Raw genomic sequence first — 14,582 nt, 5'->3', positions numbered from 1 at the left:
GGCGGTGCGCTGTTCCTGATTGAGGAGATGCGGAAGGCGCTGTTTCCCGGACTCTTCAGCCTGGGCAAGTGGCAGCCGGTTTCAAGAGAAAAGGGGCGTCCTTAATCTTCCTCTTCCGGGGCCTGCAAGACCCTCTCCAGGGTCTCCTTCAATCGGGGCACGGTGGGGTAGTCACCTATCTCCCGTGGAGCAATCCATTTCGCCCCGGTATGCTCCCAGTCCGTCCTTATCTTATCCCTGTCCTTGACGTGGAAGAGATAGGGGTGCACCATCCAGCGGACACCGAGACCCTCGTCATCTACCCGGAGGACCTTGCCTTTCTTGAGCAGGTGAACATCCTCCGGCTCAAGACCGGTTTCCTCCCCTATCTCGGTCAGGGCCTGCTCATCCGGGGTAGACTCCACGTAACCGCTGACTCCAGCCCAGTGTCCCCGGTAGCTGCCTACCTGCTGGCTGCGCCGCAGTAGAAGGATTTCGTCGTTAGACTCAAGAAAACAGGTGACGACATGCCTTTCCGCAAGTTCTGAGGCCAGGGTCCTCCTCCTTGTACCGGTAGACGGGTCAGTTGTGCTACCCAGTATATAGCACGGCAGCGCAGCTTTGTAAACAGCCTGTGGCTATGGTAGAGTGGCTTTTTAGTGGGATAACAGACTTCAGATGGACAATTGACAGACTCTGCCAACCTTGAAACAGCTATTGAGGTGGTCAACCTCTCCAAACAGTACCGGCGCGGCCCGCTGGCCAACGACAACGTCAGCCTGCGAGTGGCCCCGGGCGAGCTTTTCAGCCTTCTCGGGCCGAACGGCGCGGGTAAGACCACACTGGTCCGCCAGGTAACCGGTGAGCTTATGCCCACCGGTGGAGAGGTGAGGGTCTTCGGCATCGATGTCATCAAGCGACCGCGGGAGGCGCGCCAGTTACTGGGTATCGTTCCCCAGGAGGCCGGTCTCTTCGGGAGGCTGACTCTGCAGCAACACCTCACCTATTTCGGTCGTATCCGGGGTCTCAGCGGCCAGGTACTCCGGTCCCGTGTGCAGGAGCTAATCCGGGAGCTCAACCTGGGGGAGCACCGCCATAAGGAAGCCATGGACCTGTCCGGAGGGCTCAAGCGCAAGCTGCTGGTGGGAATCGCCATGCTCGGCCAGCCCCGGGCTATCATCCTGGACGAGCCGACCACCGGTCTTGACCCGCTCTCACGCCGCGAGGTGTGGGACCTTATCCGCCGCTGCCAGCACCAGGGCGCCGCCGTACTCCTGACAACTCACTACATGGAGGAGGCGGAACACCTGTCGGAGCGCGTTGGCATCATGTCGCAGGGACGCCTGGTCGCCATGGGTACCGTGGAAGAACTGCATGCCCGTATCGGCAATCGTTACAAGCTGACCTACACCCTGTCCGGCAGCGGCTATCCCAACGAGCGTACCACCATCTACGGGCGGACCACTGATGAGTTGCACGCACGAATTACCGAGCTGGGGTTGGAGGAATACGATATCGCCAAGACGAATCTCGAGGATATTTACCTGGAGCTGACCAGACGACCGCTGACTTCGGAGGTTGGGGATGACGCGCTGGTTTCGTGATGCTTACGTGGTATTCAGCATGGAGGTCAGGCGTTTCCTGAAGGACTGGGAGGGCTTTGTCATCAACAGCCTGATTTCCTCGGCGACCTTTATCATGCTGCGTCTGATGACTGCCCCACCCCCGGATGTCGAGGTGCAATTGCTGGCAGGGGCCATCGTACTTGCCGTGGGGATGCAGTCGGTCAGTGTTACCGGTTCGCTGCTGGTATCGGAGCGGTTCGAGGGGCAGATGACGCTGTTCCGGACATCACCCATGTCCCCCGGGTCCTACGTGACCGGTGTCACCACTGCCAGCGCCCTGACGGCGATGCTGACCGCAGTGGGAGTGCTTGGTGTTGCTGCCGCCGTCGGGGCGGACTTTCACCTGTCGCTGTTGCTGTTGCCCCTGCTTATCATGACGGCGCTCGCTCTCCCCGGTTTCGCCGTCCTTATCGCTACACACGTCAGGACCGCCCAGGCGGGCTATATGCTCAGCAGCACGGTGGGAATCCTGGTGGTCCTGGTGTCACCCATTTTCTACCCCATCGAGAGGCTGCCGGAGTGGCTGCAGTGGGTAGCGCGGGTATCACCGTTCACCCATGCGGGGCAGGCTTTCCGGGAAGTTCTTACCGGCGGCTCATCAGTCCTGGTTCCCGTTCTCATACTGCTGGTTTTCATGGTGGCCACCAATATCCTGGGAATCACCCGGATGCGCTGGCGGGAGCCGTAGGTCCGAAAGGGAGAGCCCTACCCCAGACTCTCCAGGTACTCCTTGAGCCAGGTGAGAGCCGTTTCCGCGGCAGCGCGCTTGTTGGCCTCGCGGTCACCGGAGAAGACGTGCTTCCGGTTGAAGGTGCCGCCCCTGTGGGACAACCCGATGTAGAACAGCCCCACCGGTTTCTCCGGGGTCGCCCCGCCCGGCCCGGCAATTCCGGTATCGGTAACACAGATATCAACGTTCAGCACCCGCCTTCCGCCCTGCGCCATTTCCCCGGCAACTTGCGGGCTGACCGCTCCGTACTGCTCGATGCTGTCCGCACTGACGCCCACAATCCTGGCCTTGGCATCGTTGCTGTAGGATGTAACCGACCCCGTGTAGACATCGGAGCTGCCGGGGACATTGGTTATCAGGTGCGAAATCAGGCCGCCGGTGGCGGACTCGACCAACCCCAGGGTCAGGCCCTTGCGACGAAGCAGGTCGACTATCTCCCCTGCCAGTCTGCTCATAGCGGTACGAAGTAACCTTCGATTAGTCTATCTATCATTTGCTGGTCGCCATCGTGGTCACCGTTGCCGAGCTTCTCGATTATCTGCTCGACTACCTGGTGCTTGTGGGCATCATTGAGGTCGTCGACGTGCAGGTAGATGCGTGCCCTCCTGCCAATCCTGAAGTTGATTCTTTCTTCGGGGGGTAGCGACTGGAACTGTTCGATGGTCGCCAGCATCTTCTCTTTGTCGTGGGGGAGCTTTCCCTCTACTCCCTGGAGCAGGTTATTGATGTGGTCGCTGACGAAGTTAGAGTCACAGTCCAGGTTCTCGACGAGCAGCCTCAGTTCCTCGACCATCTCTTCGTCGTTTTCGAGGACGAAGCTGCCGCCTTCGAGGTCGGCATACATCGGCAGTCCCGGACTAACGCTCAGGGTCCTGATGCGGATATAATTCGGGTTTATCTCGCTGAGCACGCGGGCTGTCTCGATGGCATGCTCCCGCCACAGTCCCCGGCCCCCCAACCCGAGGAGGACATATTCCGAGAGCGATATCCCGGACTCGACCACCTTCCTGCCCCCGGTGATGTGCTCGGCAGCGGTCACTCCCTTGTCCATGAGCTTGAGGACGGTATCGCTGCCGGACTCCAACCCGATGTGCAGTCGGGAAAGTCCCGCCTCACGAATTTCGACGAGTTCCTCAAGGGTCTTCTTTGCCGCCGTCTTGGACCGGCCGTAGCTGGTGATACGGTTGACTTCGGGGAAGGTCTCCTTCAGGAAATGGAGTACCTCGACAAGCTCATGGGTCCGCATGATAATGCTGTTAGCGTCCTGCAGGAAGACGTTCTGCCCGCCACCATAGAGCCAGAGGCCGACATTGTAATAAGACTGGTCCTGCGGTTTGTTCAGTATCATACGTGCCGCGTCCTTCAGTCTGCCGCCGTATCCGGAACTCCAGGCCAGTTCGATTATCCGGTCGTAGATTCTCCTGACCGCCTCTATGTCCTGCTTGATGTCTTCCACAGACCGCAGCTCGAATCTCTGCCCTTTATACATGCCGCAGAAGCGACACCGGTTCCAGGGACAGTTACGGGTCAGCCTGAGGAGCAGGGAGAAAGCCTCGCTCGGCGGTCTGAATGGCCCCAGTTCAAAAGCATCTTCCATCGTGTGCTGTTACTCCGTATACTGGTTATAGTTTGATTATAAGGCAAGCATGGCATAAAATACAGCGCAGGAACACCCGGAGCTTATTGAATACGTGAGAGAGGTAGTAGCATGGCAATACTGACCCTGGTACTTGGTCTGGCCGGTGGAATCTGTAGTCTGCTGGGCATCATCACTGCGCTGGACCTGCTGCCAACCTTCATCAAGGCCGAAGAGGCCATCGGACCGATTGCCGCCACCACCGCCTTCTTCTGGGGGCTGGCGGCTCTTCTGTTCCTGGCAAGCATCACCATTTCGATCGGTCGCGGCGGCGACTCATATGATTAGTCCGGGCTTGCCTGTGTAAGTGCATCGACCGGCAGGCATCGCTGTTGTTGGGTTCTCCCTGTCTAGCCCCCCGCACCACTGATAACGACGGTCTCCCCGTTGACGTACCTGGAGGCGTCCGATGCCAGGTAAAGGGCGGCTCCGGCGATGTCCTCAGGCATGGCTAGCTTGTCTTCGGCGGGTGTCCCCTTCCACAGTGCTTCGCTGAACCGTGTCTTTACCATCCCCGGGGCGATAGCGTTGGCACGTATATTGTGCTTGCCCCATTCCATTGCCATCACCCTGGTCAGCATGATGAGTGCCGCTTTGGTCACGCTGTAGATATGGAGCATGCTTGGATTTATACCGGCCGTGGAGACGATATTGATGATGTTACCGCCCCCCTGGTCTCTCATTACCCTGGCTGCCATCTGGCCGAGTATGAACGGCCCCTTGAGGTTGACATTCATGGTCACATCCCAGACCCATTCCTCGGCATCAATCAGGGGTCCCAGATAGGGGTTCGTGCCGGCGTTGTTCACCAGGATGTCTATCCGGCCAAACTCCTTCTGTACCGTCTCCACCAGGTTCTTCGACTCCTCCGGCTTGGCGATGTGGGAGGAGACTGCCAGTCCCTTCCTTCCCACGGCCTTGATTTCTTCGGCCACTGCCTCCAGGTCGGGGAGCTTCCTGCCGCTAACGGCCACATCTGCTCCGGCCTCTGCAAATGCCAGGGCAATCACACGCCCAATGCCACGACTGCCACCGGTTACCAGTGCTACCTTGCCATCCAATGAGAAATCGACAATGCCCACGTTCGGTCTCCTTTCATATGCACGGTTGTCTCTAAACGTAGCATAAGGCTGTCCACCCAATCAAGTGCGGTGAATGCCCAACCCGCTTCAGCGTCCTCGGGGTGCGTAGTCCACAATCGCTACATCTGCGATAGGACCTTTTAACTTTCTTTCTCTGCTCTCTTCTTCCTGCGGTGCCTCCGCCACCAGTAGACTATACCACCGATGACTATCCAGACAGGGCTGAAAATACCAATCCAGATGAATATGTTGCCTAGTACATGGCCAAAGGTGACTATGCCATCCCAGGCCCCTCTGGCAATACTGCCGGGGCTCCAACCGGGAATGACAGTGATATAGTTCTCCCTGTTTTCAGTTGCCGTATTACCCCGGTCGTCGGTCACCGTGAGGGAGACGGTGTAGCTGCCATCGACCCTATATGCGTGGGTCGGAGTATCATCCGTGCTGATATCTCCATCGCCAAAGTCCCACTCATAGCTATAGGGAGGAAAACCGCCCGCAATCTGGTCGACAGTAAACCGGATATTCTCGCCTTCCTTAAGTCCCCTCCTCTTATCAGCACTGAATTCAACACCAAGACTGGACTGTTCCAGACGTACCGCGATAAGCGAGGTGTCCGAGGTCCGCTCCAGGTATTGCATACGGCCCTTCGTCTGCTCGATTTCGCCTCTTGTCCTGGAGAGTTCTCTCTGGATAGAAAGCATATCGTCTACTGCTTCCGCCTTCTCCATCAGCCTGAGGTACTGCTCTTCGGTTGCTTCCAGGTTTTTCAACTCGGCGCTCAGGTCGACATACTCCTCGGTTACATCCTTGCTGGACGTGCTCTCAGAGGTTACCTCAACCGCCATCCCGCGTAGCGCCCTCATAGCATCATCAAAATGCTCGGCAGGCACACGAATGGCAATACTCCCAACCAGTCTCTCTCCTTCCTTCCACACTCCTGAAGAAACCACATACCCGCTGAAGCCATCAGCCATCCCGGTAACCTGGTCTATGACAACTGGGACATTATTTACTACCAGCCACATATCCGCAGTGCGGACTATCATGCGCTCAGTAGCCCAGGCCTGGCCGACGTCACCGCTCACGAGCTCCCCATACTCTGCTGGTGGTATCTCCAGAGTAATCTCCGGTGCTGGTCGTACCGATTCTTTCCTTGCTGTCGTTTCCACGGTTATATACCCGGGAACGCTCATACTCTCCTCTTCCGCCGGTGCTTTTGCGCAGGAAACAGGCACCAGCAGAGCCACCACCAGCAACAACCCTATTACCACCATCAACATCTTCATAAGAAACCTCCTTTCTATGCTATTGTCCCAATGCCACCGTACTATACACCATAACGCACACGGAGCAAAGAGGGTAGTTATATGGTTCTTGCCGGAGCCAGGTGGGCCGGTTTTACTTGTCTGCTTATACGGCAGTTGCTATAATGCGCTGGGCAGAACGAACTGCGGAAAGGGGACAACCAGAGAATGTTCAAAACGAGAATCACGGAGCTGCTGGGAATCGAGTACCCGATAGTGCAGGGGGGAATGGTCCACCTCTCACGAGCGGAGCTGGTTGCCGCGGTCTCCAATGCCGGCGGTCTGGGCATAATCACCTCGGCGGACCACGCGACAAAGGAGGGGCTGCGGGATGAGCTGCGCAGGACGAAAAGCCTGACGGATAAACCCTTCGGGGTGAACATCAACCTGTCTCCGGCGGCACGGCCGGTAAATACCGAGGAGTACATCGACGTGGTCATTGAAGAGGGAGTGCGGATTGTGGAGACCTCGGGGCGCAGCCCTGAGCCCTACATGAAGCAGTTCAAGCAGGGCAACGTGATAGTCATCCACAAGGCACCCGGCGGCGTAAGGTTTGCCGAGACGGCGGAGCTGGTCGGTTGCGATGCCGTCTCCATAATCGGCTACGAGTGCGGCGGCCACCCCGGGCCGGATGACACCGGTTCCCTGGTGCTGGTCCCGGCCACGGTGGCGGCGGTGAAGATACCGGTCATTGCCGGCGGGGGCTTCGCCGATGCCGGGGGCTTTGTCTCTGCCCTGGCCCTCGGTGCCGATGGTGTCCTGATGGGGACGCGTTTCATGGCCACCAGGGAATGCCCGGCCCACCCTAAATACAAGGAATGGCTGCTCAACTCCAGGGAGACGGATACCCTGATTACCCAGCGCTCCATCCGCGCACCGTCGCGAAATCTAAGGAATGGACCGGCGCTCAAGGTCCAGGAAATGGAGAGTCGCGGCGCCACGCTGGAGGAACTCCTGACCGTTACCAGTGGGCAGAACTCGACCAGGGCCTACTTCGACGGCGAGCTTGAAGCGGGCCTGGTCGAGTGCGGGCAGGTGGTGGGCCTCATCCATGACATACCCACGGTGAAGGAAGTCATCGACGGTATAATCACGGGTGCACGTGAAATCATAGAGAAGAGGCTTACCGGTCTTGTGGCCGGGGCATAGCGGTGTCGGCTTGCGTCAGGTAACACGGGACGCTACAATATAGGTTGAGTCGACCGTTCGGCGGTCGGTGGGGCGACGTAGCCAAGTGGTTAAGGCGGGGGTCTGCAAAACCTCTATTCGGCGGTTCGAATCCGCCCGTCGCCTCCATTTCTTTTTCCGACCCTCCTCTGTTGAAATGCACCCGGCAAGTTGATGGGGATGGAGATAACCGCCGTCCAGTTACGCTTGATCCAGGACGCCGTCCGAGCCAGTTTGCCTCTCACACCTTCCCGGATACTCATGCCTATGTTAACGTCGACTGGACAGCGGACCGGCGGCCCTGCGCTGTTGGTCGTTGACACAGGAATCGGACAGAACTACAATTACCTCCAGACACATGGACTAACCATCGCAGCTGCGGACTCCAATTCAGGAAATAGTATGGTCTTGGGCAGGTCACATGGAAGATGTTCGGAATTTCTTGATAGCGATAGTGGTGGCGATAGTACTTGAAGTAATCGTCGTGCTACTGGTAGTGCAGTTTGTCAGTGCCATCTGGATAAGGGCGATAGTCATTGCGGTTGTGCCCGCAGGCTTCCTGCTCGCGGCCATTTTCAGCGATAGAGAATAGACGACCTGGGGGTGAACCGACCTACCCCTGAGAATCGACCGAAACAAGATGTCAGACTCCGGGCTGTGTTGACACCAACTGCCCAGAGGACTGTCAGTCCTGCAGGAGATTGACCGCCAGGTGCCGTGGATGTACTATTCCGGACAAGAGCAATGAGAACCGGGATGCCTCGTTGTGAGTTGAAATGGGAAATATCGGGTAGATCATGGTGGTGTTGCCCGGATTGATATATCGAGGCGCAAAGGCTACACTCAGCCTACCTGCCCGACTCCTCCGATACAGCGGAGTTGCACAGTAGTGCGAAAGCTCATCGTGGTGTGGGTGGTGCTGAGTCTGCTCACGGCAGCCGCCCCAGGATGCACCAAGCCTGCGATGTTTAGCATCTCCAATCTCACCCTCACTCCTCAAGAGGTAGGGACCGACCAGCGTTCCGCGGTCTCAGTCGATGTCACCAACACCGGAGGTGCAGAAGGCAGCTACACAGTCATATTGAAACTCGATAGTACCGAGGCTGAAGAGCAGCAGGTAGCTATCGGTCCGGGTGACACCAGGCAGGCTACTTTCGGCGTCACGAGGGAGAAGGCAGGCAGTTTTGCCATCGATGTTAACGGACTGGCTGCAACCCTGGTAGTGAAGGAGCCGTCGAAGCCCGCAGAGTTTCAGTTGGCCAATCTGGTGATTTCACCGGACTAAATGATTACTGGCAATAGCAGTCAGGTATCGGTGGATGTGACAAACATCGGTGAGGAAACCGGCAACTCAGGGCGTCTGCCCGAAGTGCGGCACCAGGATGTTCAGAATCGGTAAGAGCTAAGACCTATACTCCGGGAAACCAGATTATGAGGAGGGCTGGCCACCTATTCGCCGGTGGCCAGCCCTCCTGTCGTTGATCCCACCCCCGAGACGCTCTGGCCTACCCCGTAGGTCCGGGGGGTTGTGGGTGTCTCCTTCTGGCGTGAGTCTCCAGTGACCGGGACTACGCCGCCGGCGACAATGCCGGGAACCCAGTCCAGCAGGCAATAAAATCACCGGTAGCAGGTGACCAAAGGCACAGAACTTTCGTACCCCTGCCGGAAGTGACCAATGACTCATTGAAAGACTGGCGGGTTATGCTAGCCTGAATGTAGCGGCAGCAAGAGCCTGATAGGGGAGAGGTGGCCAACGGTACAGGGAATGAGAACCACCAGTCCACACAACAACGTCATAGAACGGACTCTGAGGAACAGTATCCTGGATGGTGCTTCTCATTCGGCTATGCTGGGACTGACCCGCAACTACGTCGTGCCGTTCGCCCTGCCCCTCCAAGCTACTACCGCGCAGATCGGACTGCTGGCCAGTGTTCCCAGCCTTACCATGGCCCTGTCCCAGATGGCAGCTCCCGCCCTGGTGGTCAGGGCGGGCAGCCGCAAACGCCTGATTCTTCCGGCCGCCTTCTGCCACGCGGCCATCTGGCTACCGATCCTCCTCATCCCGTACCTCTTCGCAAGCCATCAGGTATGGTGGTTGATCGGGTTGCTGACGTTGAGCGCCGTGGCAGGCTCACTTGGAATCCCAGCATGGGGGAGCATAATGGCAGACCTGGTCCCGGAAGGGATCAGGGGCAAGTTCTTCGGCTCCCGGGGCAGAATCTGTGGCATCGTCGTCCTGATCAGCTTCTTTGTGGGTGGAGCCGTGCTGCAGTTCTGTGCCGGCAACGCATTCATCGGGTTCTCCATCATCTTCGGCGGTGCCGCCCTCTTCCGGCTGGCCTCCTGGTACTTCCTGAAGCGTATGCATGAGCCGAGGCCGTGCAGCACCGCTGACGAAAAGGTCAACCTGCTCGGGCTTCTGGTGAATCTGAAGGAGTCTAACCTGGGCAGATTCGTAATCTTCGCGTCTCTGATGAATCTTGCTACCTCCCTGGGCAGCCCTTTCATGGCCGTATACATGCTGCGCGACCTTGGGTTCGACTATCTGACCTTCGTGGCGATCAACTCGGTAACCTCGGTGGCCTCTCTGATGTCATTTACGTTCTGGGGAAGACGTGCCGATAGGGCTGGCAATGTCAGGATTCTCAGAATCACGTCGCTTCTCATTCCCCTTATACCAATACTCTGGACCATAAGCACCCGGTTGTACGTCCTGATTCCGGTTCAGCTGCTGTCGGGGTTTGCGTGGTCCGGGTTCATCCTGTCGAGCAGCAACTTCATCTATGACGCAGCGACCCCGCAGACCCGGACGCATTTCATCGCCATCTACACCATGTTGACAGGCCTCGCCATAAGCATAGGGGCAGTGCTGGGCGGTCTTCTGGCGCCGATCCTTCCCGACCTGTTTGGTAATCGGCTGATTACGCTTTTCCTCCTCTCGGGAGTATTGCGCTACTTCGTAGCTGCCACCTTTCTCTACAACATATCAGAAGTGCGCCGCGTGCCGGTAATACGGACGGTCAATCTCCTGTTTGACGGGATAGCTTCGCTGCACAGCAGGCTTGGGGCCGCCTTTGCGGAGATCGAGAGCCTGCTTTTCACGCTGCCGGTCGGAGTCACCCGCCGCGACAGTTTCAGTGTCTCTATGGTTCTTCGCCCGGCCACCATTGACTGCTAAGGCACGGTTCGGCACACCCGGATCCCACCAGTACTGGATGATAGTTGAACCGGATTCACAGGCAATGAGGCACGGCGAGTGCCGAATCACCGGAAGTTAGATCCGTGGAGTACCTGGGAAACCTGACGGAGGTCATACGAATGACATTACAGACTAGCTCGTCCTTACATCCATCACACCTGACGACCGCTCATTCGTACCCATATGGGTCAGCATATTGGGCCGATTGGTACAGTTTCCCCGACCCCGGGGCCAGCATAATGCTCATGGTTCATAGTCGTGGGTAGACCGGGATAAGCCCGGTTCCGGATCAGACAGAGCCGCATATAAAAACACAGTAGGGGGATGTATCAAAATGGTTCAAGTGCAACAGGCCGAGAAAGCCACCAGCCGACCCAGAGCCAAGGTCCTGGAGTCGATCGTGGATCTTCCAGAGCAGCCGACCAAGGATTATCAACAGGCCGGGGATCATCTTACCGAGCTTCTCAGTCAGGCTGAGAATGCCTACCAGTTGTACCGGCAAGCCCAGCATGAAGTCGCCAGGGGCTACAAGAAGCACGAACATCAGATGGAGAAGCTCTTCAAGGATGCCGAGAAGCGGGCAAATGACGCCTATGAGAAGGCCCTGGCACAGGCTGTGAGTACCCGAGAGCAGGCCAAACAGGAGGCCGAGGAGGCTTCAAGGACGGCACAGGCAAGAGCCGAGGAAGCCTTCCAGCGGGGCGTGCAGGAAGCGCAGAGAGACCAAAGGAACTCGGTGGCACGGGCCTGGCAGAAGTGCATTGAAAGCCGCGAACAGGCCTGGGGCGTCTTTCAAGGAGAAAAGAAAGCTGAGGCAGGGTCAGATTAGCCGGGACACTGCCATGAGGCACACCGCAGACCGGGCGATAGCAATGGTGAAGGGATATCGTGCTGTATCAAAGGGACTGTAATAAAGGAGGAGGTCACAAATGAAACTACTGGTAATTGGCTTGGGGCAATGTGGGTCTAATATCGCCGACAGCTTCGCCCGGATAAACAAGCGAGCAAGGGCTCGGCGCGGGATCGAAATCGTCACCGGGGCGTTCGCAGTGAATACCGACGTCGCTGACCTGACCGGGCTGACGCACATCAAGGCAGACTACAAACACAGGATTCTGATCGGCGGGAGGAAGTCCGGGGGGCACGGTGTCGGCAAGATCAACGAACTCGCCGCCGACATGATGAAGGAAGATGCCGACAAGGTCATCGATGCCATCAGGTCCACTCCGAGTTTCTTCGAGTCGGATGCGTTCTTGCTCTGTGCCAGTGCCGCTGGCGGTACCGGCTCCGGTTCGATAGGCACGATGACGAAGGTCCTCAAAGACCGCTACATTGACAAGCCCATCTACAACCTTATTGTCCTTCCATTCGAGCATGAAGAGCATACCGAGGAGCGGACAGTCTATAACACGGCGACGTGCCTGAAGTCCGCGGATTCCGTCGCTGACGCGGTATTCCTGGTCGACAACCAGAGATACGTGAAGAAGAACTCCCCCCTGAAGCACAACTTCGCCGGAATCAACGAGACGATTGCTGAGCCCTTCTACAACATCCTCTGCGCCGGTGAGGAGAAGAAAGCGAAGTATGTGGGCGCGAGGCTCCTCGATGCCGGAGACATCATCCAGAGCATAGCGGGCTGGACAGTGATTGGCCACGGGCAAGCCCAGCTACCGTCGTTGCGGATCCCCTTCCAGAATTCAGACAACTTCCGCAGGAAGAGTTCCGAAATCTACCGCGGCATCGAGGCCATGGACGCTGCCCTTAGCGAGCTGTCGTTCAAGTGCGACCCGGCGGAAGCCTCGAGAGGATTGTACCTCGTCTCCGGCCCGGGCAAGGAGATCAACCTGAGCTCGATCGGAGAGATCGGCGAGTACCTTAAGATCCTCGCTCCGGAGGCCGTCATGAGGAATGGTGACTACCCCAGGGACAAGGCGACGCTAAGCGTGTCCGTCATCCTGTCCGAACTGAGGGTGGTGGACAAGGTTCGACAGTATTACTCACAGACCGCCAAGATTATCTCCGCGAGGAAGAAGAGACAGAGACTGGTAGAATCCCAGCTTCGCGAGATAGAAGAGGCCTCGAGAGACGTCCCGTCTTTGGTAACGGGGTCCTGAGGCAGCCGGTAAAGAGGCCGCCAGAACGAGTTGACGAAGACCGGGGTCCAGGTGAAGGCCGAAATGGCCGCCAAGGGGAGGCGAACGGGTAGACGCCGCCGCAGTAAAGAGCTACACGACTGAGCGGCGCACCCTCCTCAAAGAGGCAGAGCCACAGGCCGAACATGTGCGCTCGCTTCCACGACAGAGCGGCACAAGCTACGACAGGCGATCAGCGTGGTCGAAGAATCCCGGCTTGACCTGGCATACGGTTCCGTCGGCTACTTCCCCGCCACCACGCTCTTCTCAATTGTCGTATCGACATTCCGCACGCCCGGGTAACCGGGTACTTCGGATGGATTGACACCTGCTGACCGGCGGTCTGCCAGAGTGCGGTCGATATGGCAGTCACGATAGGTGACGCTCTGCGGACGCTCGGTGTTGTAGAAGCGGAAGTAGTTACCAAGCCCTACCCGTCGCAGTTCAGGAGCACCAATACATGCCAGGGGTTTTAGTATGCCTAGTTGCCAGATTTGTATTACAATGCACCAGGGGAAGGAGATTGACGGCCAGGTACCATGGATATACTATTAGTGGCAACAGCAATGAGTATCAGGATGCTTCATTGTGAATCGAGGTGAGAAATCCCAGTTAGAGAGGTGCGAAATGAGAAGGAAGCAATTTCTACTTGGCGCAATGGTGTTGCTAGTATCTTTGCTGGTGGTAAGCTGTGGCATACCCCAGGAAGAGTATGATGTTGTACTAGCTGAGCGCAATACCGCCCTGACTAAGACAGAATCGTTGCAGGCTGAGGTGGCGTCCCTGCAAAGTGACCTCTCAAAAAAGGCAGAGAGCCAGATAACGACCCTGGAGAGTGACCTCTCGAAGGCAGAGAACGATTTATCGTGGGCAAAGAGCGAGCTATCTAAGGTGGAGAGTGACCTTGCTGCGGTGCAGAGCGCGCTGATTGCGGCGCAAAACCAAACCGTGGATGCTCAGAGCCATGTCTCATCCCTGCAAAATGAGCTGGCTGCAGCGGGAGCCGAATTGGAGGCAGTATATAAGATAATCCTGTTTATTGACGATTTTGAAGATGGTGATACGGTCGGATGGAATCTTGAGGGAGGCTGGTCCGTTATCCAGGAAGATGGCAATTACATCTTGCAGGGAATAGGACCCTGTTCTGCTGATACCGGTTCACAAGAATGGACGGACTATAGACTTGAGGCCAGAATCAAATATAGTCAGTCGGCAAATGTGAGCTTCAGGTTTACACCAGCACAGGGGACCAGGTATTTACTCAATATCGTACCGGAAGAACCAATACTCTACAAAGAGCCTCCAGATAGGCGTTTTCTTGCACAGAGCGGAGTGAGTCTTCAGCAAAACCAATGGATGGACCTTAAGATAGAAGTCAGGGAAAATAACATTAAAATCTATATTGACAGAATTCTATTGTTATCCTACACAGACGATGAACCTCTGCCAAAGGGCACTATCGGTTTTGAATTGCCAGAGAATTCTGTTCTACATGTGGACGATGTTGTCGTAATAGTAAATAAGTAAGATGCCTGACTCCATGCTGAAATGTTATCCCGGTTAGCAATTTACCCAGGTGAACTGGCCCCCATCCTTAGGACAGGATAGGCGCCAGATTAGGATTGGGTACCGCAATCCTCAAGGGCTCCGGGGTTAAGGATTCTACCATACCTGTGCTGGTGTCTTCTACCGGGGTTGAGGTGAATACTTCGGCCGGTGTAGGGT

The 14,582-nt window shown here is 57.0% G+C and carries 15 protein-coding genes and 1 tRNA gene; 11 read left to right on the top strand and 5 right to left on the bottom strand.

Translation table 11 applies throughout. The features are described from left to right. Positions 1–101: 101 nt before the first annotated feature. Positions 102–533 (bottom strand): NUDIX pyrophosphatase, encoded by a 432-nt coding sequence (locus tag VMW13_01965; GenBank protein HUV43574.1) that lies wholly within the window; start codon positions 531–533, stop codon positions 102–104. A gap of 132 nt (positions 534–665) precedes the next feature. On the opposite strand from VMW13_01965, the gene VMW13_01960 reads away from it, so the two are divergent. Both VMW13_01960 and VMW13_01955 read left to right on the top strand, forming a co-directional pair. After that, entirely contained in the window at positions 666–1,583 is a 918-nt protein-coding gene (locus tag VMW13_01960) for an ABC transporter ATP-binding protein (GenBank protein ID HUV43573.1), read from the top strand. Further along, positions 1,564–2,292, top strand: a complete 729-nt coding sequence (locus VMW13_01955; protein ID HUV43572.1) for an ABC transporter permease — start codon at positions 1,564–1,566, stop codon at positions 2,290–2,292. Before VMW13_01960 ends, VMW13_01955 begins: the two co-directional genes overlap by 20 nt. Before the next feature lie 17 nt (positions 2,293–2,309). Here VMW13_01955 and VMW13_01950 read toward each other — a convergent pair whose 3' ends face one another. Then, positions 2,310–2,789 (bottom strand): CinA family protein, encoded by a 480-nt coding sequence (locus VMW13_01950; GenBank protein ID HUV43571.1) that lies wholly within the window; start codon positions 2,787–2,789, stop codon positions 2,310–2,312. Beyond that, a complete protein-coding gene (locus tag VMW13_01945) occupies positions 2,786–3,931 on the bottom strand; it encodes a radical SAM protein (protein ID HUV43570.1) in 1,146 nt (381 codons plus the stop codon). Before VMW13_01945 ends, VMW13_01950 begins: the two co-directional genes overlap by 4 nt. A 111-nt stretch (positions 3,932–4,042) precedes the next feature. On the opposite strand from VMW13_01945, the gene VMW13_01940 reads away from it, so the two are divergent. Next, positions 4,043–4,258: a hypothetical protein gene (locus VMW13_01940; protein ID HUV43569.1), complete on the top strand. Its 216-nt coding sequence runs from the start codon at positions 4,043–4,045 to the stop codon at positions 4,256–4,258. A gap of 62 nt (positions 4,259–4,320) precedes the next feature. Here VMW13_01940 and VMW13_01935 read toward each other — a convergent pair whose 3' ends face one another. Beyond that, positions 4,321–5,052, bottom strand: coding sequence for a glucose 1-dehydrogenase (locus VMW13_01935; GenBank protein HUV43568.1), 732 nt, complete (start codon positions 5,050–5,052; stop codon positions 4,321–4,323). Between the two features lie 140 nt (positions 5,053–5,192). Next, complete coding sequence (locus VMW13_01930) at positions 5,193–6,341, bottom strand: DUF4349 domain-containing protein (GenBank protein ID HUV43567.1); 1,149 nt, start codon at positions 6,339–6,341, stop codon at positions 5,193–5,195. Positions 6,342–6,527: 186 nt separating this feature from the next. Between VMW13_01930 and VMW13_01925 the strand changes: the two genes are divergently transcribed. The 8 genes from VMW13_01925 (at position 6,528) to VMW13_01890 (ending at position 14,384) form a co-directional block, all read left to right on the top strand. Continuing rightward, positions 6,528–7,508 carry a nitronate monooxygenase gene (locus VMW13_01925; GenBank protein ID HUV43566.1) on the top strand — a complete coding sequence of 327 codons (981 nt, stop codon included), beginning with the start codon at positions 6,528–6,530 and terminating at the stop codon, positions 7,506–7,508. A 71-nt stretch (positions 7,509–7,579) separates the two neighbouring features. After that, a tRNA-Cys gene (locus VMW13_01920) sits at positions 7,580–7,655 on the top strand. A 292-nt stretch (positions 7,656–7,947) separates the two neighbouring features. Beyond that, complete coding sequence (locus VMW13_01915; GenBank protein ID HUV43565.1) at positions 7,948–8,118, top strand: hypothetical protein; 171 nt, start codon at positions 7,948–7,950, stop codon at positions 8,116–8,118. 297 nt (positions 8,119–8,415) lie between these two features. After that, positions 8,416–8,811, top strand: a complete 396-nt coding sequence (locus VMW13_01910; GenBank protein ID HUV43564.1) for a CARDB domain-containing protein — start codon at positions 8,416–8,418, stop codon at positions 8,809–8,811. A gap of 480 nt (positions 8,812–9,291) precedes the next feature. Continuing rightward, on the top strand, positions 9,292–10,704 hold the full coding sequence (locus VMW13_01905; GenBank protein ID HUV43563.1) for an MFS transporter: 1,413 nt from the start codon (positions 9,292–9,294) through the stop codon (positions 10,702–10,704). A gap of 355 nt (positions 10,705–11,059) precedes the next feature. Continuing rightward, positions 11,060–11,554, top strand: coding sequence for a hypothetical protein (locus tag VMW13_01900; GenBank protein HUV43562.1), 495 nt, complete (start codon positions 11,060–11,062; stop codon positions 11,552–11,554). A gap of 100 nt (positions 11,555–11,654) precedes the next feature. Further along, complete coding sequence (locus VMW13_01895; GenBank protein HUV43561.1) at positions 11,655–12,839, top strand: tubulin/FtsZ family protein; 1,185 nt, start codon at positions 11,655–11,657, stop codon at positions 12,837–12,839. 645 nt (positions 12,840–13,484) lie between these two features. Next, complete coding sequence (locus VMW13_01890; GenBank protein ID HUV43560.1) at positions 13,485–14,384, top strand: hypothetical protein; 900 nt, start codon at positions 13,485–13,487, stop codon at positions 14,382–14,384. The last annotated feature ends 198 nt before the right edge of the window (positions 14,385–14,582 follow it).

The sequence above is a fragment of the Dehalococcoidales bacterium genome (genome assembly GCA_035529395.1).
Classification (GTDB): Bacteria; Chloroflexota; Dehalococcoidia; order Dehalococcoidales; family Fen-1064; genus DUES01.
Note: the sequence above shows the minus strand (reverse complement) of the source record. Positions and strands in the feature narration are given on the sequence as shown.